33 protein-coding genes are annotated in these 22,685 nt (G+C 41.5%); 1 reads left to right on the top strand and 32 read right to left on the bottom strand.

Features of this window, described 5'->3' with window-relative positions; translation table 11 throughout:
* Positions 1 to 12: 12 nt before the first annotated feature.
* From rpmJ to MRK00_10405, 32 genes are all read right to left on the bottom strand, one after another.
* Positions 13 to 126, bottom strand: coding sequence for a 50S ribosomal protein L36 (gene rpmJ, locus MRK00_10560; protein ID MDR4517811.1), 114 nt, complete (start codon positions 124 to 126; stop codon positions 13 to 15).
* 23 nt (positions 127 to 149) lie between these two features.
* Positions 150 to 368 (bottom strand): translation initiation factor IF-1, encoded by a 219-nt coding sequence (gene infA, locus MRK00_10555; GenBank protein ID MDR4517810.1) that lies wholly within the window; start codon positions 366 to 368, stop codon positions 150 to 152.
* Between the two features lie 26 nt (positions 369 to 394).
* The gene (gene secY / locus MRK00_10550) at positions 395 to 1,726 is read right to left on the bottom strand and encodes a preprotein translocase subunit SecY (protein MDR4517809.1); all 1,332 of its coding nucleotides are present in this window, start codon (positions 1,724 to 1,726) and stop codon (positions 395 to 397) included.
* 14 nt (positions 1,727 to 1,740) lie between these two features.
* Entirely contained in the window at positions 1,741 to 2,181 is a 441-nt protein-coding gene (rplO, locus tag MRK00_10545; GenBank protein MDR4517808.1) for a 50S ribosomal protein L15, read from the bottom strand.
* A 1-nt stretch (position 2,182) separates the two neighbouring features.
* A complete protein-coding gene (gene rpmD / locus MRK00_10540; GenBank protein ID MDR4517807.1) occupies positions 2,183 to 2,371 on the bottom strand; it encodes a 50S ribosomal protein L30 in 189 nt (62 codons plus the stop codon).
* Between the two features lie 2 nt (positions 2,372 to 2,373).
* A complete protein-coding gene (rpsE, locus tag MRK00_10535; protein MDR4517806.1) occupies positions 2,374 to 2,898 on the bottom strand; it encodes a 30S ribosomal protein S5 in 525 nt (174 codons plus the stop codon).
* Positions 2,899 to 2,911: 13 nt separating this feature from the next.
* Positions 2,912 to 3,268 carry a 50S ribosomal protein L18 gene (gene rplR / locus MRK00_10530; GenBank protein MDR4517805.1) on the bottom strand — a complete coding sequence of 119 codons (357 nt, stop codon included), beginning with the start codon at positions 3,266 to 3,268 and terminating at the stop codon, positions 2,912 to 2,914.
* A 16-nt stretch (positions 3,269 to 3,284) separates the two neighbouring features.
* Complete coding sequence (rplF, locus tag MRK00_10525) at positions 3,285 to 3,818, bottom strand: 50S ribosomal protein L6 (protein MDR4517804.1); 534 nt, start codon at positions 3,816 to 3,818, stop codon at positions 3,285 to 3,287.
* Positions 3,819 to 3,832: 14 nt separating this feature from the next.
* Positions 3,833 to 4,228, bottom strand: coding sequence for a 30S ribosomal protein S8 (gene rpsH / locus MRK00_10520; protein MDR4517803.1), 396 nt, complete (start codon positions 4,226 to 4,228; stop codon positions 3,833 to 3,835).
* Between the two features lie 47 nt (positions 4,229 to 4,275).
* Positions 4,276 to 4,581 (bottom strand): 30S ribosomal protein S14, encoded by a 306-nt coding sequence (rpsN, locus tag MRK00_10515; GenBank protein MDR4517802.1) that lies wholly within the window; start codon positions 4,579 to 4,581, stop codon positions 4,276 to 4,278.
* 7 nt (positions 4,582 to 4,588) lie between these two features.
* On the bottom strand, positions 4,589 to 5,128 hold the full coding sequence (rplE, locus tag MRK00_10510) for a 50S ribosomal protein L5 (protein ID MDR4517801.1): 540 nt from the start codon (positions 5,126 to 5,128) through the stop codon (positions 4,589 to 4,591).
* Positions 5,129 to 5,146: 18 nt separating this feature from the next.
* Entirely contained in the window at positions 5,147 to 5,458 is a 312-nt protein-coding gene (gene rplX / locus MRK00_10505) for a 50S ribosomal protein L24 (GenBank protein MDR4517800.1), read from the bottom strand.
* Between the two features lie 16 nt (positions 5,459 to 5,474).
* Complete coding sequence (gene rplN / locus MRK00_10500; protein MDR4517799.1) at positions 5,475 to 5,843, bottom strand: 50S ribosomal protein L14; 369 nt, start codon at positions 5,841 to 5,843, stop codon at positions 5,475 to 5,477.
* A gap of 193 nt (positions 5,844 to 6,036) precedes the next feature.
* Positions 6,037 to 6,300, bottom strand: a complete 264-nt coding sequence (gene rpsQ, locus MRK00_10495; protein ID MDR4517798.1) for a 30S ribosomal protein S17 — start codon at positions 6,298 to 6,300, stop codon at positions 6,037 to 6,039.
* Positions 6,297 to 6,491, bottom strand: coding sequence for a 50S ribosomal protein L29 (rpmC, locus tag MRK00_10490; protein MDR4517797.1), 195 nt, complete (start codon positions 6,489 to 6,491; stop codon positions 6,297 to 6,299). Before rpmC ends, rpsQ begins: the two co-directional genes overlap by 4 nt.
* A 5-nt stretch (positions 6,492 to 6,496) precedes the next feature.
* Positions 6,497 to 6,910, bottom strand: coding sequence for a 50S ribosomal protein L16 (rplP, locus tag MRK00_10485; GenBank protein ID MDR4517796.1), 414 nt, complete (start codon positions 6,908 to 6,910; stop codon positions 6,497 to 6,499).
* Positions 6,894 to 7,673: a 30S ribosomal protein S3 gene (gene rpsC, locus MRK00_10480; protein ID MDR4517795.1), complete on the bottom strand. Its 780-nt coding sequence runs from the start codon at positions 7,671 to 7,673 to the stop codon at positions 6,894 to 6,896. Before rpsC ends, rplP begins: the two co-directional genes overlap by 17 nt.
* Positions 7,674 to 7,712: 39 nt before the next feature.
* On the bottom strand, positions 7,713 to 8,042 hold the full coding sequence (gene rplV / locus MRK00_10475) for a 50S ribosomal protein L22 (GenBank protein MDR4517794.1): 330 nt from the start codon (positions 8,040 to 8,042) through the stop codon (positions 7,713 to 7,715).
* 12 nt (positions 8,043 to 8,054) lie between these two features.
* Complete coding sequence (rpsS, locus tag MRK00_10470; GenBank protein MDR4517793.1) at positions 8,055 to 8,333, bottom strand: 30S ribosomal protein S19; 279 nt, start codon at positions 8,331 to 8,333, stop codon at positions 8,055 to 8,057.
* Between the two features lie 3 nt (positions 8,334 to 8,336).
* Positions 8,337 to 9,170, bottom strand: coding sequence for a 50S ribosomal protein L2 (gene rplB / locus MRK00_10465; GenBank protein MDR4517792.1), 834 nt, complete (start codon positions 9,168 to 9,170; stop codon positions 8,337 to 8,339).
* Entirely contained in the window at positions 9,170 to 9,505 is a 336-nt protein-coding gene (rplW, locus tag MRK00_10460) for a 50S ribosomal protein L23 (protein ID MDR4517791.1), read from the bottom strand. The genes rplB and rplW overlap by 1 nt, the downstream gene beginning before the upstream one ends.
* Positions 9,502 to 10,122: a 50S ribosomal protein L4 gene (gene rplD, locus MRK00_10455; GenBank protein MDR4517790.1), complete on the bottom strand. Its 621-nt coding sequence runs from the start codon at positions 10,120 to 10,122 to the stop codon at positions 9,502 to 9,504. The genes rplW and rplD overlap by 4 nt, the downstream gene beginning before the upstream one ends.
* Before the next feature lie 21 nt (positions 10,123 to 10,143).
* Positions 10,144 to 10,791 (bottom strand): 50S ribosomal protein L3, encoded by a 648-nt coding sequence (gene rplC / locus MRK00_10450; GenBank protein ID MDR4517789.1) that lies wholly within the window; start codon positions 10,789 to 10,791, stop codon positions 10,144 to 10,146.
* 80 nt (positions 10,792 to 10,871) lie between these two features.
* A complete protein-coding gene (gene rpsJ / locus MRK00_10445; protein ID MDR4517788.1) occupies positions 10,872 to 11,180 on the bottom strand; it encodes a 30S ribosomal protein S10 in 309 nt (102 codons plus the stop codon).
* A gap of 74 nt (positions 11,181 to 11,254) precedes the next feature.
* Positions 11,255 to 12,445 carry an elongation factor Tu gene (gene tuf / locus MRK00_10440; protein ID MDR4517787.1) on the bottom strand — a complete coding sequence of 397 codons (1,191 nt, stop codon included), beginning with the start codon at positions 12,443 to 12,445 and terminating at the stop codon, positions 11,255 to 11,257.
* Between the two features lie 26 nt (positions 12,446 to 12,471).
* Positions 12,472 to 14,562, bottom strand: a complete 2,091-nt coding sequence (gene fusA, locus MRK00_10435; GenBank protein MDR4517786.1) for an elongation factor G — start codon at positions 14,560 to 14,562, stop codon at positions 12,472 to 12,474.
* 72 nt (positions 14,563 to 14,634) lie between these two features.
* A complete protein-coding gene (gene rpsG, locus MRK00_10430) occupies positions 14,635 to 15,105 on the bottom strand; it encodes a 30S ribosomal protein S7 (GenBank protein ID MDR4517785.1) in 471 nt (156 codons plus the stop codon).
* A gap of 33 nt (positions 15,106 to 15,138) precedes the next feature.
* Positions 15,139 to 15,516 (bottom strand): 30S ribosomal protein S12, encoded by a 378-nt coding sequence (gene rpsL, locus MRK00_10425; protein ID MDR4517784.1) that lies wholly within the window; start codon positions 15,514 to 15,516, stop codon positions 15,139 to 15,141.
* Positions 15,517 to 15,803: 287 nt separating this feature from the next.
* Positions 15,804 to 16,289, bottom strand: a complete 486-nt coding sequence (locus tag MRK00_10420; protein ID MDR4517783.1) for a YajQ family cyclic di-GMP-binding protein — start codon at positions 16,287 to 16,289, stop codon at positions 15,804 to 15,806.
* Positions 16,290 to 16,392: 103 nt separating this feature from the next.
* Complete coding sequence (locus MRK00_10415) at positions 16,393 to 17,607, bottom strand: argininosuccinate synthase (GenBank protein ID MDR4517782.1); 1,215 nt, start codon at positions 17,605 to 17,607, stop codon at positions 16,393 to 16,395.
* A 47-nt stretch (positions 17,608 to 17,654) separates the two neighbouring features.
* On the bottom strand, positions 17,655 to 18,578 hold the full coding sequence (gene argF, locus MRK00_10410; GenBank protein MDR4517781.1) for an ornithine carbamoyltransferase: 924 nt from the start codon (positions 18,576 to 18,578) through the stop codon (positions 17,655 to 17,657).
* A gap of 50 nt (positions 18,579 to 18,628) precedes the next feature.
* Positions 18,629 to 19,801, bottom strand: coding sequence for an aspartate aminotransferase family protein (locus tag MRK00_10405; protein MDR4517780.1), 1,173 nt, complete (start codon positions 19,799 to 19,801; stop codon positions 18,629 to 18,631).
* Between the two features lie 314 nt (positions 19,802 to 20,115).
* On the opposite strand from MRK00_10405, the gene gyrA reads away from it, so the two are divergent.
* Positions 20,116 to 22,662: a DNA gyrase subunit A gene (gyrA, locus tag MRK00_10400; GenBank protein ID MDR4517779.1), complete on the top strand. Its 2,547-nt coding sequence runs from the start codon at positions 20,116 to 20,118 to the stop codon at positions 22,660 to 22,662.
* Positions 22,663 to 22,685: the final 23 nt, after the last annotated feature.

The raw sequence follows: 22,685 nt of genomic DNA, 5'->3' as shown, positions 1-22,685 counted from the left end.
GAATTGGGTGGCTTAGCCTTGTCTTTGTTTATGTCTTGGATCCGTACAAATAACACGTACAACCCTATTTCTTCTTATTATCTTGCAATTTCTACATATTTTTTTTACTGATGCCATTACTTTCATACCGACTCCTTAAACCTTTGTATTTATTTTGCTCTGAAGGTAATTCTTGCTCTTGTCAAATCATATGGGGTTAGATCTACTGTAACTTTATCACCAGGCAGTATGCGTATGTAGTGCATGCGCATTTTTCCAGAAATATGTGCTAATACTGTATGACCATTTTCTAACTTTACTTTAAATGTCGCGTTTGGCAAAGTCTCTAGAACTTCACCTTGCATTTGTATCGTTTCTTCCTTAGCCATATTTCTATTTTGTTATACTATTTATACTATCTAGCTGGGAGACGGCCACTATTTCCTTTCAAATTGGCTTTTTTCAATAAGCTATCATACTGCGAAGACATTACATGAGACTGCACCTGTGACATAAAATCCATTGTTACAATAACAATAATGAGCAACGAAGTTCCTCCAAAATAAAATGGAACATTCCACTTAAGAATTAGAAATTCAGGTAACAAACAAACCATGGTTACATATATAGAACCTGTGAGAGTCAATCGTAACATTATTCGTTCAATGTATCGTGTAGTTTGGTCACCTGGTCTTATACCTGGTATAAATGCACCACTTTTCTTTAAATTGTCAGAAGTTTCTTTTGGATTAAATACTAAGGCTGTATAAAAGAAACAAAAGAATATGATCATTGTTGCATATAAAAAAACATACAACGGTTGACCAGGTGATAAAGCAGCACTGATATCACGCAACCAAACCATAGATTCGCCAGATGCAAACCATCCAGCAAGTGTTGCAGGAAATAAAATTATGCTTGATGCAAAAATTGGTGGAATAACTCCAGCCATATTTAGTTTCAAAGGTAAGTGGGAACTTTGTCCACCATATATTTTTTTTCCTACCTGTCGCTTGGCATAATTAACTAGAATACGGCGCTGTCCTTTTTCGACAAAGACAACAAATCCAGTGACAAGAGCTGCTGCAATAAAAATAAATAATGCGACTAAAAAGTGCATTGAACCAGTGCTCACTAGATCAAGCGTACCTCCGATTGCACTTGGCAAACCTGCTGCAATTCCAGCAAAAATTATTAATGAAATACCGTTACCAATACCACGTTCGGTAATTTGTTCGCCTAGCCACATCAAAAAAATGGTACCTGTTACAAGCGTAATAACTGTTGTCAAAACAAACATTGATCCCGGATTGATAACTAATCCGGCTTGGGACTGGAGTGCAATCGAAATTCCATAACTTTGTACCAATGCAAGAAGCAGGGTTCCATATCGCGTATATTGTGTTATTTTTCTTCGCCCGCTTTCTCCTTCCTTTTTTAAGGCTTCAAGGTAAGGAACTGCGACCGTACCTAATTGCATAATAATTGAAGCAGAGATATACGGCATAATGCCGAGCGCAAAGATAGAAAAACGTGACAACGCACCACCTGAAAACATATTAAACATTCCAAGCACGCCACCTTGCTGGGAATCAAAAAGATCTTTTAATACGTCCGGGTCAATACCAGGCACAGGTACATGTGCACCTATTCTGTAAACAATAAGTGCTAATAATAAAAACCAAAGCCGACGTTTTAAGTCGGCGAATTTATCTACTGGTTTGTGTGTAAATCCCTTGTTAGCCAATTTAATACCTTCTATTACTTAATACTACCACCGGCAGTTTCTATGATTTTTTTGGCGCCAGCAGATACATTTACGCCTTCGAGATTTAATTTCGTGTTAATGGTCGAACTCTTATTAGAAACATAGATTTTAACCTGCGTAACATGCTTTGATATTAAGCCCGTTTCTCTTATTGAGGACAGATTGATATTTGTGTTGTTTAAGATTTCAATTTTGTTCAATCTCAAATTAGCTGTTTTTGCAGATTTAAGTGATTTAAAACCGCGTTTTGGTAATCGTCTGTACAAAGGCATTTGTCCGCCTTCAAAACCAATTTTGTGATAACCACCAGCTCTTGATTTTTGGCCTTTGTGTCCTCTACCAGCAGTTTTACCACTGCCACTTCCAATACCTCTGCCCAATCTTTTTTTTGGTCTTGTTGCGCCATCACTGCTTCTAATTGTATTCAAATACATTTTATTCACACTTTACTAAATAATTTACTTTTTGTATCATGCCTCGAATCGCAGGTGTATCTTCCAATTCAGCGGTGCTATTTATTCGCTTCAGTCCCAAACCTTTTACCGTGGCTCTATGTGATTGTTTGGTTCCAATCAAGCTTTTAACTAATGTAATTTTTACAGTTTTTTTTGATTTGGCATTCATTTTTAACGACCCAAAATTTCCTCAACAGTCTTGCCGCGCTTAGCGGCAATTGATGATGGTGTATTCATAGAATAAAGGCCCTGTAATGTTGCTCTTACAACATTATAGGGATTAGTTGAGCCGATGCATTTTGCTAAAATATTATGCATTCCCATAACCTCGAATATCGCTCTCATGGGTCCTCCCGCGATAATTCCCGTACCCTCTGGAGCGGGCTGCATATAAACTCTGGCTGAACCGTGCTTTCCTATAATAGGATGATAAATAGTGCCATTTTTTAATTTAACCTTTATCATAGAACGTCTCGCTTCGTCCATTGCTTTTTGCACAGCTACTGGTACCTCGCGAGATTTGCCTTTTCCCATTCCAACACCGCCGTCGCCGTCGCCAACTACTGTTAAAGCAGCAAATCCGAGTATACGACCACCTTTAACAACTTTCGTAACACGATTTATAGCAACCATTTTTTCTCTCAAGTCTTCTTGAGTAGCTTCGTCTTGCACAGTTTTATTATTCGTTTTAGCCATAATATCGTTTTGTTTAAAATCTTAATCCACTTTCTCGTGCAGCTTCTGCAAGTGCTTTTACACGACCATGATACTTATAACCTGAACGATCAAAAGCGATTTCTTGAATGCCTAATTTTCTCGCTTTATCGGCTATACGTTTACCAATGAATGTTGCTGCTTGTGTTGTATTACCACGATCTATTTCTTTTTTTACATCAGCTTCTAACGTCGAAGCACTTGTAAGTGTCTTATGATTATGATCATCAATAAGTTGAGCATAAATATGTTGATTTGTTCTATAGACAGATAAACGAATTATGCCGATTTCAGCTATTTTGAATCTCGTTTTTTTTGCTCTTCGTAATCTATTTTGTTTGAGGTTTAGCATAACAAATAATCAATGTTTATTTTTTCTTCGCTTCTTTTAAGGCTACTGTTTCATCTGCATAACGCACTCCTTTACCTTTGTATGGCTCAGGACTTCTAAAAGCTCTAATTTCTGCAGCTGTTTGACCTACCTTTTGTTTATCTATTCCTTTTACAATTATTTCTGTCTGTGTAGGCATTTCAACTTTGATGCCATCAGGAACAGGATAATTTATAGCATGAGAATAACCTAAAGTTAAGTTAATGTTATTTCCACTGAGTTGTGCTCGATATCCAACACCAACTAGCAAAAGTTTTTTTTCAAACCCAGCTGTAACACCCTGTACCATGTTTGCAACCAGAGCACGTATTGTTCCAGACATCGCATGTGAATGTTTTGAGCTCGTACTAGACTCTACCGTAATAGTATCGTTCTCATGTTTTAACTGAATTTCAGGATCCAATTTTTGTTGAAGATTGCCATTCGGGCCTTTAATCGTAATGCTTGTTGCTACTATCTTCACATCAACACCTGAAGGAATCGAAATAGGGTTTTTACTTATTCGTGACATTACTCTATCCTTTTTTACACAACTTCACAAAGAATTTCACCACCGACTCCGGTTTCTTGTGCTTTTTTACCTGTCATTACTCCCTTGGAAGTTGAAACAATCGCCACACCCAGTCCATTCATTACTACAGGTATTTCTGGCGCCTGCTTATATATCCTTAGACCCGGTTTACTAATTCGTTTTATTTTTTCTATCACAGGCAATTCAGCATAGTATTTTAGTGTAATATCAATAACAGCCTGTTTGTTACTCATATTCTTTTTGAAATCAATAATATAACCCTCTTCTTTCAGTACTTTCGCTATTGCTGACTTAATTTTTGAATATGGTACACACACAGACTTTTTTTTAGCCATTTGTGCGTTACGTATACGCGTTAACATATCGGCAATCGGATCACTCATACTCATTTATACTATGCTCTTTTTCAGTTATTTCAAAATCAAAATTGTTTTCACTACCAGCTTGCTTTAATGATTCCAGGAATTTTGCCACTCATTGCTATATCACGCAGTTTACTTCTTCCTAAACCAAATTTTGTATAAACACCGCGTGGACGGCCTGTAATTGTGCATCGATTACGCAATCTTACAGGACTCGAATTTCTAGGGAGATTTTGTAATTGCAAACGCGCATCAAATCTCTCATCATCAGTAAGAGACATGTTACTTATTATTTCATTTAATTGTTTTCGTTGCTCTGCATATTTCAGAACGAGACGTTGTCGTTTAATATTTCTGTTTATTATCGCTTTTTTTGCCATTTTATACTCAATTTTTAAATGGAAAATTAAATGCACTTAAAAGCGCTTTTGCCTCTTCATCTGTAGCCGCAGTTGTATTGATTGAAATATTCATACCACGAAGCGCATCAATCTTGTCGTAATCGATTTCGGGAAAAATAATTTGTTCTTTTATACCCAAATTATAATTTCCACGTCCATCAAATGACTTGGGTGAAATCCCACGAAAATCTCTTATTCTGGGTATCGCGATCGAAATAAGCCTGTCTAGGAATTCATACATTCTGATTCCTCTAAGTGTCACCATACATCCAATGGGATAGTCTTCACGCACCTTAAAGGAAGCAATTGATTTTCTTGCGCGAGTTACTACGGGTTGCTGTCCTGCTATTTTTTTTAGATCAGATACAGCATGTTCTATAACTTTCTTATCTGCAGTTGCTTCTCCGACCCCGATATTCAAGGTTATTTTCGATATTTTAGGTACTTCCATAATCGACTTATAACCATATTTTTCAGTCAATTGCTTCGCTACTGTAGTTTTGTAATATTCCTGTAACCGACTCATTGTAATCCAATCTTAATATTATATTTTTTCGCCATTAGATCTAAATATACGTATCTTTTTTTGGTCTGCATCATAATCAAACCCAACACGATCGCTTTTTTTGGTCGTAAAATTATATAAAGCTACATTAGATATATGAATAGGCAAATCAATGTTAACAATTCCGCCGGATGATCCGGTTGATGGATTGGGTTTCTGATGTTTTTTTACTGTATTTACACCTTGTATATGTACTCGCGAGTGTCCAACAAGTTTTGCGACAGTACCACGCTTACCTTTATCTTTTCCAGCAAGTATGATTACATCATCGCCTTTTTTGATTTTTCTCATTATCTTATACCAAGTTTTATAAAACTTCAGGAGCTAATGACACAATTTTCATAAATCTTGCGCTTCTTAATTCTCTTGTGACCGGACCGAATATCCGTGTTCCGATTGGTTCTAATTTGTTATTTAATAATACTGCTGCATTACTATCAAACTTAAGCAAGGAACCATCAATTCGTCTTACTCCTTTTGCAGTACGTACTACTAAAGCATTATAGACTTCACCCTTTTTAACCCTACCCCGTGGCGCGGCGTCTTTGACAGTTACTTTTATGATATCGCCAATATTTGCATAATGTCTTTTCGAGCCGCCAAGTACTTTGATACACATCACAGAACGTGCACCCGTATTATCAGCTACTTTGAGCATTGATTGCATTTGAATCATTATTAATTCACTTTTTCAGATATGTTTTATCAACTGTAATTGATATTTATTTATTTAACTTCACTTAATTTCGTGTTATTTATCTTGCACATTTAAATTGTTTAACTATTTGCAAATAACTCGAAACTAAGGAAGAGCGAGATTTTACTGATTAATAAGCAATTAAGCAACTATCGCATTAAAATTATAACAATTATGCAATTGCTGCTCGCGACAACACTTTAATAACACGCCATGTTTTAGTTTTAGAAACTGGTTTGCATTCTTCTATCAAAACAATATCACCTATTTGACTTGAATTAACTTCATCATGAGCATGATATTTTTTTGATCGAGAAATTATTTTTCCATACAATTGATGCTTGACTCTTCTGTCTACAAGTACAGTTACCGTTTTATCCATTTTGTTACTGGTAACTTTACCACTCAGGGTACGGTTTAATTTCTCGTTATTCATATTTCATTACTTTTTTGTGTAATTATTGTTTTCACACGCGCTATATCTCTTTTCACAGCGTTTAATTGATTTGTGTTTGATATTTGTTGCGTTGCGATTTGCATTCTTAATCCAAATTGAGCTCTTAACAATGAGTGTAATTCGGTATTCAACTCAACAAGTGTCAGTTTTCGTAACTCTTCGGCTTTCATTATTATCAACCCAAGTGTCGTATAGTAAATATTGTTTTAATGGGTAATTTTGCAGCGGCTAACCTAAAAGCCTCACGTGCTAATTCTTCATTAACTCCATCCATTTCATAAAGCATTTTTCCCGGTTTAATCTCAGCAACAAAATATTCTGGATTACCTTTACCTTTACCCATTCTAACTTCAGCTGGTTTTTGCGAAATTGGCTTATCTGGAAAAATTCTAATCCAGATTCGTCCTCCTCTTTTTATATGTCTGGTCATCGCACGTCTTGCTGCCTCAATTTGTCGCGCTGTTATACGACCTCTTTCAACTGCTTTTAATCCAAATTCACCAAAACTTACCTTAGATCCTCGCGTCGATATTCCAGTGTTGCGTCCTTTCTGTTGCTTTCGATATTTGGTTCTAGCTGGTTGAAGCATCTTTTTCTCCAGAATCTTTTATGGTTCCAGACACCTCCGGCACAGAACTATCATAAGCCAGTTTGTCTTTTTTGCTATTTCTTTTCTTTTCAACATCTAAAGTATTATGTGATGACAAATGTGCATTATTATCTTTGCTCAACATCTCACCTTTGAAAATCCAAACTTTGATACCGATAATTCCGTATGTTGTTTGTGCTTCAGAGGTTGCATAATCAAGATCAGCTCTTAATGTATGTAGAGGAACCCTTCCCTCTCGATACCATTCAGTGCGTGCAATTTCTATTCCGTTCAATCGACCAGAGCTCATTATTTTTATCCCTTGAGCACCAAGCCGCATAGCATTTTGCATCGCTCTTTTCATGGCACGACGAAACATTATTCTTTTCTCTAGCTGCTGTGCAATATTGTCAGCTATTAATTGTGCATCTAACTCAGGTTTTCTAATTTCTTCTATATTGACATGAACCGGAACGCCCATTCTTTTTTGCAATTCATTGCGCAACAACTCTATATCTTCACCTTTTTTGCCGATTACAACACCAGGTCGTGCACTATAAATTGTTATTCTTGCATTTTTGGAGGGTCTTTCAATTAGCACTCTGCCAACAGATGCATGTTTTAATTTTCTAGATAAAAAATTTCTAACTTTTATATCTTCGTTGAGCATTGATGCAAATGTGCTGTTATTCGCATACCACTTTGATAACCAGTTTTTTTGAACTGAAAGCCGGAAACCGGTTGGATGTATTTTCTGACCCATTAATATTGCCTATTATCTTAAAATTTATAACCTATATATTTAATCAGCTACCGTAATTGTAATATGACAGTTTGGTTTCATGATTCGATTTCCACGACCCTTAGCGCGTGCACTTGAACGAGGCATAAACGTAGCTCTATCTACAAATATACTGGATATTCTTAACTCATCAATATCTGCACCATTATTGTGTTCAGCATTCGCTATCGCAGATTCAAGTAACTGACGAATAATACTCGCACCTTTTTTGGGGTTAAATGACAGTAAATTGATCGCCCTATCAACTGGAAGACCTCTTATTTGATCAGCGACCAACCTTCCTTTTTGTGCAGATAGACGAACATTCCGTAATTTTGCAATTGTTTCCATAATTAAGAATTCCTATCGCTTACCTGTTTTTTTATCTGCTGCATGACCTTTGAAAGTTCTTGTCTGTGCAAACTCACCTAATTTATGTCCCACCATATTTTCTGTAACAAAAATAGGTATATGTTGCCTTCCATTATGGACAGAAATAGTCATTCCTATAAAATTTGGAAGAATAGTGGATCTTCTCGACCACGTCTTAATAGGGCGCTTATCATTGGATTCTTGTGCTTTTTCGACTTTTGCAATCAAATGTGAATCGACAAAAGGTCCCTTTTTTATTGATCTAGCCATTTTCTAGCCTTTTCTTGAATATCGATGTCTCACAATCATAACTTCTGTACGTTTGTTGGAGCGTGTACGGTAGCCTTTTGCTGGTGTTCCCCAAGGACTGACTGGATGTCTGCCTCCCGATGTACGTCCCTCGCCGCCACCATGTGGATGGTCAATTGGATTCATCGCTACACCTCGCACAGTTGGGCGCACCCCTCGCCAACGTGTCGCTCCAGCTTTACCAATCGACCGGAGATTATGCTCAGAATTACTCACTTCTCCGATAGTTGCTCGACAGTTAATATGAACTTTGCGTATTTCACCTGAACGCAATCTTAACTGCGCATAATTTCCATCTCGTGCTAGCAATTGTGCTGATGTGCCAGCTGATCTTGCAAGTTGTGCGCCTTTACCTGGCATCAATTCAATACAATGCACAACCGTTCCAACCGGTATACTACGCAAAGGCATTGCATCTCCGGATTTAATTTGCGCATTGCTACCACTGGTAACTATTCCACCCTTACTCAAACCTTTAGGAGCGATAATATATCTTCTTTCACCATCTTGATAACATATCAACGCGATATTGGCTGAACGATTCGGGTCATATTCAATTCTTTCGACGATTCCAGGGATATTATCTTTATTACGTCTAAAGTCAATTTTACGGTAAAACTGCTTATGTCCGCCACCTCTGTGCCGCGTTGTTATTTTCCCTGAATTATTTCGGCCTGCAGATTTATTTTGTTTTTCAATTAACCCTTTAAAAGGCCGTCCTTTGTATAAATCAGCATTAATGTACCGTACGACTGAACGCTTGCCAGGTGATGTTGGCTTAAGTTTTACTAACGCCATTATTTACCCTCTGTCTTTGATAAATTTGTAAAACTTAGCTCTTGCCCCTCTTTAATACTTACAATAGCTTTTTTCCAATTGCTGCGTCGTCCTAAAAAACGTCCAAAACGTTTCCGCTTCCCTTTAACATTAATGGTCTGCACTTTTTCAACTACTATTTTTTGATCCTTCCATAGCAATTCAACCGCGGCTTTAATTTCTGTTTTGGTTGCATTTTTTACAACTCGAAAAATTGTCTGGTTGTGCATTTCGCCCAGGAAAGTGCCTTTTTCTGAAATATACGGCGCAAGTATCACTTGCATCAAACGCTCATAATTGCTCACGGAGTTACTCATGAAAATAGTTCCTCAAATTTCTTAATACCACCTGAAGTAACCAGTGTATTCTTGAATTTCAATAGGCTCACAGGATCAGTATTACTTACTTCCAATGCCAATGTATTCGGAAGATTTCTCGAAGACAAATAAAGATTATTTTCCATCTCATGCGTGATTAACAAGACATCCTCAAACCCAAGATTCTTTAGTTTTTCAGAAAGTTTGTTAGTTTTATGCGAATCTACAGTAAATGTATCGATTACAATCAGTCTCTGATCACGGATGAGTTTCGATAGAATTACACTCATACCTGCTCGATACATTTTTTTGTTTACTTTTTTAGTAAAATTCTCATCCGGACTGTTAGGAAACACCTTTCCACCGCCGCGCCAAATAGGACTTGAAGTCCTGCCGGCTCTCGCTCTACCCGATCCCTTTTGTCGCCATGGCTTACGGTTTGACCGAGCAACTTCAGATCTTCCCTTTTGTGCTCTAGTTCCGCCTCTTGAATTCGATAGATAAGACGTAACTACTTGATGAACAAGCGCTTCATTGTATTCCCTATCAAATAAAGAATCTGATACAGAGATACTCCCTGCCTCTTCATTCTGTTCATTGATCATTTTGAGATCCATCATCCATCTACCTTATTTTATTTATTGTTTTGCTTTAATACTCGGGCGAATTATCACATTGCCACCTCTTGATCCTGGAATCGCGCCTTTCACCAGAAGTAAATTTCTTTCTTTATCAATTCTTACGATTTCAAGATTTTGTGTTGTTCTTTTTACATCGCCCATTTGTCCAGACATTTTTTTTCCTGGGAATATCCTGCCTGGATCCTGCGCCATTCCAATTGATCCAGGTTTCCTATGTGCTTTTGAATTACCGTGCGATGCTCTATTAGATGAAAAATTATGTCTTTTAATCGTACCAGCATAACCTTTTCCGATCGTGACACCCGATATATCAACTTTCTGCCCCTCTTGAAAAACATCTATTTCAATACGGGAGCCATTTTCTAGTCGCTTTAATTCATCATTCGAAATAACACGAAATTCTCTTATTATTCCTCCTGCTTCCGTGCCAGCTTTTGAATAATGACCAGATAACGGTTTATTAACGCGTATTGCCCTTTTTTTTCCAAAAGTCAATTGAACCGCGCTATATCCATCGCTTTCTTGAGTTTTAATTTGTGTTACGCGATTATTGGAGACATCTATAACTGTCACAGGCACACTATCCCCATTCTCTGTAAATACCCGCGTCATACCTATTTTCTGGCCGATCAAACCTAGACTCATTACTCTTCCTATTTTCTGAGATAAAATCACACTATGTTGATGGATTACTGTGGTTTTTTCCCAATTATTCAACAATGAAATTAAAGCTTAATCTCCACATCCACACCAGCCGGAAGATCTAACTTCATCAACGCATCCACCGTTTTATCCGTAGGATCAATAATATCCATCAATCTGAGATGCGTTCTAATTTCAAACTGGTCGCGCGATGTCTTATTTACATGCGGAGAACGAAGAACATCAAACCTTTCTATCCGCGTCGGCAATGGCACCGGCCCTCTTACAACTGCTCCCGTTCTTTTTGCAGTATCAACTATTTCGAGCGCTGATTTATCTATGAGACGATAATCAAATGCTTTCAGGCGAATTCTAATTTTTTGGCTTTGCATATTCCACTTTTAAGTTTATGAGTTGATATTTTGAATAATATCTATTCAAATCAATTCAGAACTGTTTACCTTCTTTATTCAATTATCTTAGCAACCACACCGGCACCTACCGTTCTGCCTCCTTCACGGATCGCAAAACGCAGACCATCCTCCATTGCAATCGGTGCGATCAGATTGACTGTCACCGACACATTGTCACCCGGCATCACCATTTCTGTGCCCGCCGGCAACTCAATCGCGCCTGTCACATCCGTCGTCCGGAAATAAAACTGCGGACGATAACCAGGAAAAAACGGTGTATGCCTGCCACCCTCTTCTTTACTTAATACATATATCTCGGCCGTAAACTTGGTATGCGGCGATATGCTTCCCGGCTTCGCCAGAACCTGCCCACGTTCAACTTCTTCGCGTTTGGTGCCTCGCAACAATACGCCAACATTATCTCCCGCCTGACCCTGATCAAGCAGCTTCCTGAACATCTCAACACCTGTACAAACCGTTTTCAGCGTTGGCTTCAACCCTACAATTTCAATCTCTTCGCCAACTTTAATGATCCCTCTTTCAACACGGCCTGTTACCACAGTGCCACGGCCCGATATCGAAAAAACGTCTTCAACAGGCATAATAAATGCGCCATCAATCGCCCTTTCCGGCTCAGGAATATAAGTATCCAATGCTTCCGCCAACTTAAGAATAGACGGCTCGCCTATCTCGCTCTGGTCGCCTTCCAGCGCCTTCAGCGCAGATCCAACTATGATCGGCGTATCATCCCCAGGAAAATCATACTTCGACAGCAACTCACGGATTTCCATTTCAACCAATTCCACCAACTCGGCATCATCCACCATATCCGCCTTGTTCATGTAAACAATGATATAGGGAACACCAACCTGACGCGCAAGCAGTATGTGCTCTCGCGTTTGCGGCATCGGTCCATCCGCTGCAGATACTACAAGTATCGCACCATCCATTTGCGCGGCTCCAGTAATCATGTTCTTAACGTAGTCAGCATGCCCAGGACAGTCAACATGCGCATAATGACGTTTATCCGTCTCATACTCCACATGCGCCGTATTGATGGTAATACCCCTTGAACGTTCTTCCGGCGCCGAATCTATCTGATCATAACTCTTCGCCTCTCCGCCAAACTTTGCTGTCAATATCGTCGTAATCGCCGCCGTCAGCGTCGTCTTACCATGATCCACATGCCCTATCGTTCCCACATTTACGTGCGGCTTCGAACGTTCAAACTTGCTTTTTGCCATGACCTGTCCTTATACTTTCATTAACTTTATTTCTTATTGATTATTGCTTCAGCTACATTTTTTGGAGCCTCAGCATAATGCTTAAATTCCATTGTATATGTAGCCCTACCCTGTGTTGCAGATCGCAACGCCGTTGAATAACCAAACATCTCAGCCAACGGCACCTCGGCACGTATTATTTTCAGGCCTGGTGTATCTTCCATGCCCTGTATCATCCCACGCCTCGACGACAAATCACCCACCACATTTCCCATAAATTCTTCCGGCGACTCGACTTCAACAGCCATCATCGGTTCCAAAAGTACCGGGTCAGCCTTTCTCATACCATCTTTAAACGCAATTGAAGCAGCCATTTTGAATGCATTTTCATTAGAGTCCACATCATGATAGGAACCATCAAACAATGTGACTTTCACGTCAACCACCGGGAAACCAGCCAATATACCATTAGGAAGGGTATCTATCAATCCTTTTTCAACCGCTGGAATGTATTCCCGAGGAACCACACCCCCTTTGATCTCATCAACAAATTCAAAACCCTTGCCTGTTTCATTAGGCTCCATCTTCAACCAGACATGACCATACTGACCTCGACCACCCGATTGCTTGACAAACTTACCTTCAATTTCTACCCGCTTTCTGATTGCCTCTCTATAGGCCACCTGTGGCGCGCCTACATTTGCCTCAACACCGAATTCACGTTTCATGCGATCAACGATAATCTCCAGATGCAATTCACCCATTCCTGAGATAATTGTCTGCCCAGATTCTTCGTCTGTTCTCACTCTGAATGAAGGATCTTCTTGGGCCAATCTATTAAGCGCGATGCCCATTTTTTCCTGATCCAGTTTTGTTTTTGGCTCAACCGCAACATGAATCACCGGATCCGGAAATTCCATTCTCTCCAAAGTAATGATCGCATTGGGATCACATAACGAATCGCCCGTTGTCACATCCTTAAGTCCGACTGCAGCTGCAATATCGCCTGCGCGCACTTCTTTAATTTCTTCACGCTGGTTAGCATGCATTTGCAATATGCGACCTATTCGTTCTTTTCGCGATTTTACCGGGTTATAAACCGAGTCACCAGAATTAACTACACCAGAATAGACTCTAAAAAATATTAATTGCCCCACGTATGGATCGGTGGCCACTTTAAATGCTAAGGCAGAAAATGGCGCATTATCATCCGATTTTCTCTGATCAGTTTCACCATTTTCTTTAATACCCTGTATCGCCACTACATCAACAGGTGAAGGCATATAATCAAGCACAGCATCAAGCATGGCCTGAACACCCTTGTTTTTAAATGCGGTGCCACAAAGCATGGGAACAATCTCATTATTGATCGTTCTCAGGCGAATACCTCTTTTTATATCTGAAATATCGAGTTCACCATCTTCCAGATATTTATTCATTAATTCTTCATCTGCTTCCGCCGCAGTTTCAACCAATTTCTCTTGCCACTCTTGCGCAGAAACCTTCAAATCGTCTGGTATCTCACGCTCCTCAAACTTCAATCCCTTGGTTTCATCATCCCAATAGATGGCTTTCATTTTTACAAGGTCAATTACCCCTTCAAATTTATCCTCAGAACCAATGGGGAGCTGTATAGGCACAGGAACAGCTTTAAGCCGTGAATTTATCTGCTCGTAAACACGCATAAAATCAGCGCCTGAGCGATCCATCTTATTCACAAACGCCAGTCTCGGGACCTTATATTTATTGGCCTGACGCCAGACAGTTTCAGTCTGAGGCTGCACGCCACCAACAGCACAAAATACCGTACAAGCTCCATCCAACACACGTAACGAACGCTCAACCTCAATCGTGAAGTCGACGTGCCCTGGCGTATCGATTATATTTATGCGATGTTCGGGATAATTACCATCCATGCCTTGCCAAAAGCAGGTAGTCGCCGCCGAAGTAATGGTAATTCCTCTTTCTTGCTCTTGTTCCATCCAGTCCATGGTTGCTGCGCCGTCATGCACTTCACCAATTTTATGTGATACACCTGTATAAAAAAGCACACGCTCGGTAGTTGTCGTTTTACCTGCGTCAATATGCGCCATAATCCCTATATTTCTATAGCGCTCTATAGGAGTTTTTCTTGCCACGGTCTAAATGCCCTACAATATATAATTAAATACTTTTTCAAATAACTGATTAATCTATCAATTACTTATAAACTAAAATCTGAAATGAGAAAACGCTTTGTTTGATTCGGCCATTCTATGCACTTCCTCTTTTTTCTTGACGGCGCCACCCCTTCCTTCTGCCGCTTCCGCTAATTCGCCAGCCAGGCGCATATCCATTGATTTTTCACTTCTTTTTCGAGCTGCATCACGCAACCATCGCATCGCCAGTGCATTCCTGCGAACTGATCGTACTTCTACTGGCACCTGATAATTCGCGCCACCCACGCGCCGACTCTTAACTTCCACCAACGGACGCACATTTGTCAATGCTTGCGTAAAAATCTCCATTGGATCATTACCTGTTTTCTTCGCTATTTGCTCCAGTGCGCCATATATAATTCTTTCAGCAACAGATTTTTTGCCTCGTGTCATCAGCACATTAACAAACTTGGCCAGTTCAATATCATGATATTTCGGATCAGGCAATATCTCACGCTTTGGAACTTCTCTACGTCTAGGCATAACACTTCCTCTTTTCTTTTACACTATTAGCCATTAAGCTGTTTTTGGTTTTTTGGAACCATACTTGGAACGGGCCTGCTTGCGGTCTTTTACGCCTGCGGTATCAAGACTTCCCCTTACTGTATGATACCGTACACCTGGAAGATCCTTTACACGGCCACCTCGTATAAGCACTACCGAGTGTTCCTGCAGGTTATGCCCTTCCCCTCCAATATAACTGGATACCTCATAACCATTGGTTAACCTCACCCTGGCAACTTTACGTAGCGCCGAATTTGGTTTCTTTGGGGTAGTCGTATATACCCGGGTGCACACACCTCTTTTTTGCGGGCAATTTTCGAGCGCTGGCACATTACTTTTTACTCGTTTCGCAACGCGTGGCTTGCGTACTAATTGACTAATAGTCGGCATATTACTATGTCCTAAAAAAACTGAGACGGCCTATAGCCGTCTTAACTTATTTGCTGAATTTGTTTTTTCCATTAACTTTCAAAGCCAGTGATTAGGCCTTACCGCATCCATTTAAGATTTACGCTTTTGACGCGATAGAAAAGACTGCGGATTCTATGGGGTTTATGGGTTTATGTCAAGACATAGATTAGCTACCCCATCCATTGCGCCACAAAATTTTTTGTGATCCACCGAATCCTTGCCGTCAAATGACATACATCCTTAAAGCCACCAAACCATCGCTGCTGTTAGTCCCTAAAATTCTGGTATTGTAACGGAAAATCTGTTATTGTTTTTTGTACGATTTGTATCGCCTCTTGCAGCACATCCCTTTTAGGACCTGAAACACGTACGCTATCGCCTTGAATACTGGCTTGCACCTTTAATTTGTTCTCTTTAAGAATTTTAATAATCTTTTTAGCCAGTTCAGTTTCAAGCCCAGTCTTTACCATTATTTCCTGTTTTACTTTATTGCCGCTAATCTTTTCAACTTGCCCTTTTTCCAGGCAGCGTACATCGATTCTTCGTTTTGTCAATTTTGTCCGCAAGATATCTTGAACTTGCTCGAGCTTAAATTCATCATCGGCGTATACGTTTAACAGCAATTCCGCTTGTTCAACCCGCGCATCAGATCCTTTAAAATCGAATCTTGAACCCACTTCCTTGTTCGTTTGATCTACTGCATTTCTAACTTCATGGCCATCAACCTCAGAAACAATATCAAATGATGGCATTCAATTTCCCTTCGATTTAATGGAACACAATAATGAACGATATTTATCACTATTCATAACAACTTTGTATTTTCAGCTTTCAAAGCTTTAAGTTTAACATAAATTATTTCCTTTTCATGGTAGCGGCAATACGCAAACGCAATGCATTTAACTTGATGAATCCTTCCGCATCGGCTTGATCGTATGCACCCGCATCGTCCTCGAAGGTTGCCACATTCTCATCAAACAAGGAATGCGTATCAGAGTCTCTTCCAACAACAATGACATTGCCCTTGTACAGTTTCAACCTCACCCATCCATTGACATTTTCCTGCGTTACATCAATCATCGATTGGATCGCTTTACGTTCAGGACTCCACCAATACCCGTTATAAATTAATGCGGCATAGCGTGGCATCAACTCATCCTTCAAATGTGCAACCTCCCGATCCAGCGTTACTGATTCTATCGCACGATGCGCACGTAATAGTATGGTTCCACCCGGTGTTTCATAACAGCCACGCGATTTCATGCCCACATAACGATTTTCCACCAAATCAAGCCGCCCAATCCCGTGTTTTCCACCCAGCTTATTGAGCAACATCAGCGCCTCGGCAGGTGTTTTTTTGTTGCCATTAAGTGCAATCACATCGCCGCAGCTAAATTCGATTTCCAAGTATTCTGCTTCATCTGGCGCATTCTCCGGAGATACACTCCACCGCCACATGGATTCTTCCGGTTCTAAAGCAGGATTCTCAAGACTCCTGCCTTCATAGGAAATATGTAAAAGATTGGCATCCATACTATAAGGTGAACCTACCTTTTTTTTCATTTCGACAGGAATATTATGTTTCTCAGCATAATTCAACAGTTTTTCCCGTGAGGTCAGGTCCCATTCCCGCCACGGCGCAATAACATGAATATTTGGCTGCAGCGCATAATAGCCCAACTCAAAACGCACTTGATCATTCCCCTTACCGGTCGCACCATGGGACACGGCGTCCGCGCCCGTTTCAATGGCAATTTCAATTTGCCTTTTCGCAATTAACGGCCGCGCAATACTGGTACCAAGCAAATACTCGCCTTCATAGATCGCATTCGCTCGAAACATTGGAAAAACATAATCACGTACAAACTCTTCACGCAAGTCATCAATAAAGATTTCCTTAACACCCAATTGCTGAGCCTTTGCACGCGCCGGCTCAACCTCTTCCCCCTGCCCGATATCCGCAGTAAATGTCACCACTTCACATTGATAAGTATCTTGCAGCCATTTGAGGATAACCGACGTATCCAATCCGCCCGAAAACGCCAAAACGACTTTATTTATTTTTTTCATTCTTTCACTATTCACCGGTAAACAGGCGCTTTGCCCTTAAATTTAAATCAGGCTTCCTTAATTCTTCCCAACAACAAATATTCCATCAGCGCTTTCTGTGTATGCAAACGATTTTCCGCTTCATCCCATACTACAGACTGATGACCATCAATCACTTCAGCGGCAACCTCTTCACCCCGATGCGCCGGCAGACAGTGCATAAATAACGCATCTTCCTTTGCCAGAGCCATCATTTCAACATCCACACAAAATTCGGCAAAATCTGCTCTTCTTTGCTCGGCTTCAGCTTCAAAACCCATACTGGTCCAAACATCAGTCGTCACCAAATCCGCTTCCCTGACTGCATCTTGCGGATTAGCAAACTTCTCATAGTTTTCCACACCTGCCAATCCAATCAGGGCAGGCTCTATTTCATATCCGGGCGGCGTCGAAACATGCACTTTAAAATCAAAAATCGCCGCAGCCTGCAACCAGGTGTTACACATATTATTGACATCACCGATCCATGCCACGGTTCTTCCGGTAATATCGCCTCTATGTTCGATATACGTAAAAATATCGCCCATAATCTGACACGGATGATATTCATTGGTCAAACCGTTAATCACCGGAACGCGAGAATGTTCCGCAAAACGTTGTAACAGATCATGTTCATGCGTTCGAATCATAATGATATCAACCATGCGCGATATCACCCGCGCCGAATCTTCAACCGGCTCGCCGCGCCCAAACTGGGTATCCCGGGTAGACAGATAAACAGCCGCACCACCCAGTTGATTCATGCCCGCTTCGAATGACAAGCGTGTTCTGGTCGAGCTTTTATCGAAGATCATCGCCAACGTCCGATCAACCAAGGGCCAATATTGATGATACTGTTTGAACGCCTGTTTTATCCGACGAGAACGTTCAAACAGATACTCATATTCATCACGACTAAAATCTTTAAACTGCAGAAAATGCTTCAATTGCATAAATTAACTAACAATCCAATCAGACAAATCAATTTTTCTTGAAGATCTGTCTAACTCCTGACATGCTCCCTAATTAATTGACAGGTCGTATCAACTACCTGTTTGGCTTCTTCCTCCTGCATCACGAGTGCAGGAAGCAAACGAACCACTCTCTCTGAAGTTACATTGATCAGCAGCTTCCTTTCCAATGCTTTTTTAACCAGTTCTCCGCAAGGCACAGATAATTCAATACCGATCAAGAGCCCTTGGCTTCTAATCTCAACGACGTTATTCTGGTCCTCAAGTTGTGTTTTCAGACGTTCATGCATAAAAGCACCCAACTTTCTTGCATGATCAATAAGTCCCTCTTCTTCAAGTACGGCAAGTGTTTCTAGCGCTGCGACGCAAACCAACGGGTTGCCACCAAAAGTCGACGCATGATTGCCCGGCTTGAAGGTGCTAGCAGCCACGCCCGCAGCCAGACATGCACCAATCGGAACACCAGAACCCAGGCCTTTAGCCAGCGTCATCACATCGGGCAAAATATCGCTATGCTGAAACGCAAACCATTTCCCGCTACGCCCGATACCCGATTGAACTTCATCCAGCATTAACAACCAGCCATATTCGTCACATATACTGCGCAACTCCTTTAAATAACGCGCTTGCGGTATATTGACACCCCCTTCACCCTGGAAGGGTTCAACCAGCACTGCAACCACATCCTTGTTATTTGCAGCAACCTGCCTGACAGCTTCCAGATTATTATAGGGCACACGCACAAATCCAGACAGTAACGGCTCGAATCCGGCTTGCACTTTGCGATTACCGGTTGCAGTCAGCGTCGCCATCGTACGGCCATGAAACGATTGTTCCATAACGATAATAGTCGGCAATATCACGCCCTTGTTATGACCGTAAAGCCGTGCCAGCTTAATTGCCGCTTCGTTTGCTTCCGCACCTGAGTTACAAAAAAAAGCCTTCTCCATACCTGATAGCGCAGCCAAACGCACTGCCAGTTGTTCTTGCTTCTCGATAAAATAGATATTGGATGTATGAATAAGCGTTCTAGCTTGTTCGCACAATGCATCGGACAAACGCGGATGGCAATGCCCCAGACCACACACAGCCACACCTGACAACGCGTCAAGATACCGCTCACCCAGATTATCCCATAACCACACACCCTCACCTTTTACAAAAGTAACAGGCAGCCGCGCATAGGTATTCATGACATTCGACATATCTATTTTATGCTCACTCACTTAAAAAATATGTACACTGGCCCTAGCACTCAGAGAACCACGCAAACTCCTTTTCTACACCAGAAGCCAAGCCATAATTTAAAAAAAAGCGATTATCATTACTCATATAGACCGCTTTTTCAAGCTTTTTTTCCAGTCCGCGCTGCAGAACCCGGTTTTTAAGTCAAGATTGTTCTAAAGTTTCCTGAGAAATGACATCATCATGGTAGAATTAAAAAATTTTATTCACCGGCAACGAATATCAATGCCTGTATCTGTATCATAACCGGTTGTTTCTTATTCAATCATAAAACATGAATCAATTTGCCAAGGAAACTCTGCCCATTAGTCTTGAGGAGGAAATGCGCCGTTCCTATCTCGATTACGCCATGAGTGTAATCGTCGGGCGCGCATTGCCAGATGTCCGGGACGGTCTTAAGCCAGTTCATAGACGCATACTCTTTGCAATGCATGAATTATCGAATGACTGGAATCGCCCCTATAAAAAATCCGCGCGTATTGTGGGTGATGTTATCGGTAAGTACCATCCTCATGGCGACACCGCTGTGTATGACACGATCGTACGTATGGCGCAGGATTTTTCTCTGCGCTATATGCTGATTGACGGTCAGGGCAACTTTGGATCAGTAGATGGCGACAATGCTGCAGCCATGCGTTACACTGAAATACGCATGTCACGCATTGCGCATGACTTGCTCGTTGACTTAGACAAGGAAACCGTTGATTTCGGCCCGAACTATGACGAATCCGAAAAAGAACCACTAATTTTACCAACGCGCATTCCTAATTTATTGATCAACGGTTCTTCCGGAATTGCCGTTGGCATGGCCACCAACATACCGCCGCATAATCTGAACGAAGTCATAGACACCTGTCTGAAGCTTCTGAACAACCCGGAAATCAGCATAGATGAACTGATTGAATGTATCCAGGCGCCCGATTTTCCCACTGCGGGTATTATTTATGGCATAAGTGGTGTCCATGCGGGATATCGTACAGGACGCGGCCGCGTCATCATGCGAGCACGCACCCATTTTGAAGACCTGGAAAAAGGAAGCCGTCAGGCTATTATCGTTGACGAGCTTCCGTATCAGGTCAACAAAGCCAATCTGCTCGTACGTATCGGAGAACTTGTCCGCGACAAAAAAATCGAAGGTATCTCCGATTTGCGTGACGAATCCGACAAATCCGGCATGCGCATCGTCATCGAACTTAAACGCGGCGAATTACCCGAAGTCATCCTCAACAATCTGTATAAAGAAACGCAAATGCAGGACACTTTCGGGATGAATATGGTCGCCCTGATTGATGGCCAGCCGCGCCTGCTGAATCTAAAACAAATTCTCGACGCATTCCTGCGTCACCGGCGCGAAATTGTAACGCGCAGAACTGTTTATGAACTCAAAAAAGCACGTGAACGCGGACATATCCTGGAAGGTCTTGCAGTGTCACTGTCAAATGTGGATGAAATCATCGCGCTTATCAAGACATCACCCACACCCGCAGTCGCCAAGGAAGCACTCATGGCAAGAGAGTGGCGTTCTGCGCTGATCGAGGAAATGCTGGCACGCGCAGTAGCCGATTTACAGGCACTACGCCCGGAAGGCCTGGCGCCGGAATTTGGTTTGCAGGCACAAGGCTACCGGTTGTCTGATGCGCAGGCTCAAGCCATCCTGGAATTGCGTTTGCAACGCCTCACCGGCCTGGAACAAGACAAGATTATTGATGAATATAAAGAAATCATGGATAAAATTGTGGATTTCCTGGACATTCTTGCCACTCCGGAACGCATCACCGTTATCATCACTGAGGAACTCGAAGCGATTCGTCAGCAATTCGGCGACAAGCGCCGCAGCGAAATCGTCGTTGACACTCAGGATTTGAGCATGGAAGACCTGATTACGCCTGCCGACGTCGTGGTCACATTGTCTCACAGTGGCTATATCAAGTCGCAGCTACTCGATGAATATCGCGCCCAGAAACGTGGCGGACGGGGCAAATTAGCAACCAGCACCAAAGAAGACGATTTTATCGACAATCTGTTTATCGCCAACACTCATGACTATATCTTGTGCTTCTCCAGCCGTGGGCGCGTTTACTGGATCAAGGTTTATGTTGTACCCCAGGGGGGACGTACTTCACGCGGCAAGCCGATTATCAACCTGGTGCAGTTGGAAGAAGGTGAAAAAATCAATGCGATTCTGCCGGTAAAGACATTCGACGATGAACATTATGTATTTATGGCAACTGCATCAGGCACTGTGAAAAAAACACCATTGTCGGAATTTTCACGTCCGCGCAGTAATGGCATTATCGCCATTGGTTTGAATGAGGACGATTATTTGATAGGCGTTGCACTGACCAATGGCCAGTATGATGTCATGCTGTTTTCCGACAACGGCAAGGCCATGCGTTTCAATGAAAATGACGTGCGTCCAATGGGGCGCAGCGCACGCGGCGTTCGCGGCATGAAACTGAGTCCAGGACAGCAGGTTATCTCATTACTCGTGGCAGAAGATGAAACACAAGCGGTATTGACTGTCACTGAAAACGGCTATGGCAAACGCACTCCTATCAGCGAATACACCCGCCACAACCGCGGCACGCAAGGTATGATTGCCATCAAAACCAGCAAACGTAACGGAAAGGTTGTTACTGCAAAACTGGTTTGTCCTGAAGATGAAATTATGCTGATCACTTCTGGAGGCGTACTGATACGCACGCGCGTTAATGAAGTGCGTGAAATGAGCCGTGCCACCCAGGGGGTTACCCTGATTAATCTGGACGAAGGTGAAAAACTCGCAGGATTGGAGAAAGTCATAGAAAGCGCGGAGGAATAAGCTAAAGCTTTATTTATTTTTTA

It is taken from the genome of Nitrosomonas sp. (assembly GCA_031316255.1).
Classification (GTDB): Bacteria; Pseudomonadota; Gammaproteobacteria; order Burkholderiales; family Nitrosomonadaceae; genus Nitrosomonas.
The sequence above is the reverse complement of the archived record's forward strand: the minus strand, read 5'-3'. Positions and strand labels throughout refer to the sequence as shown.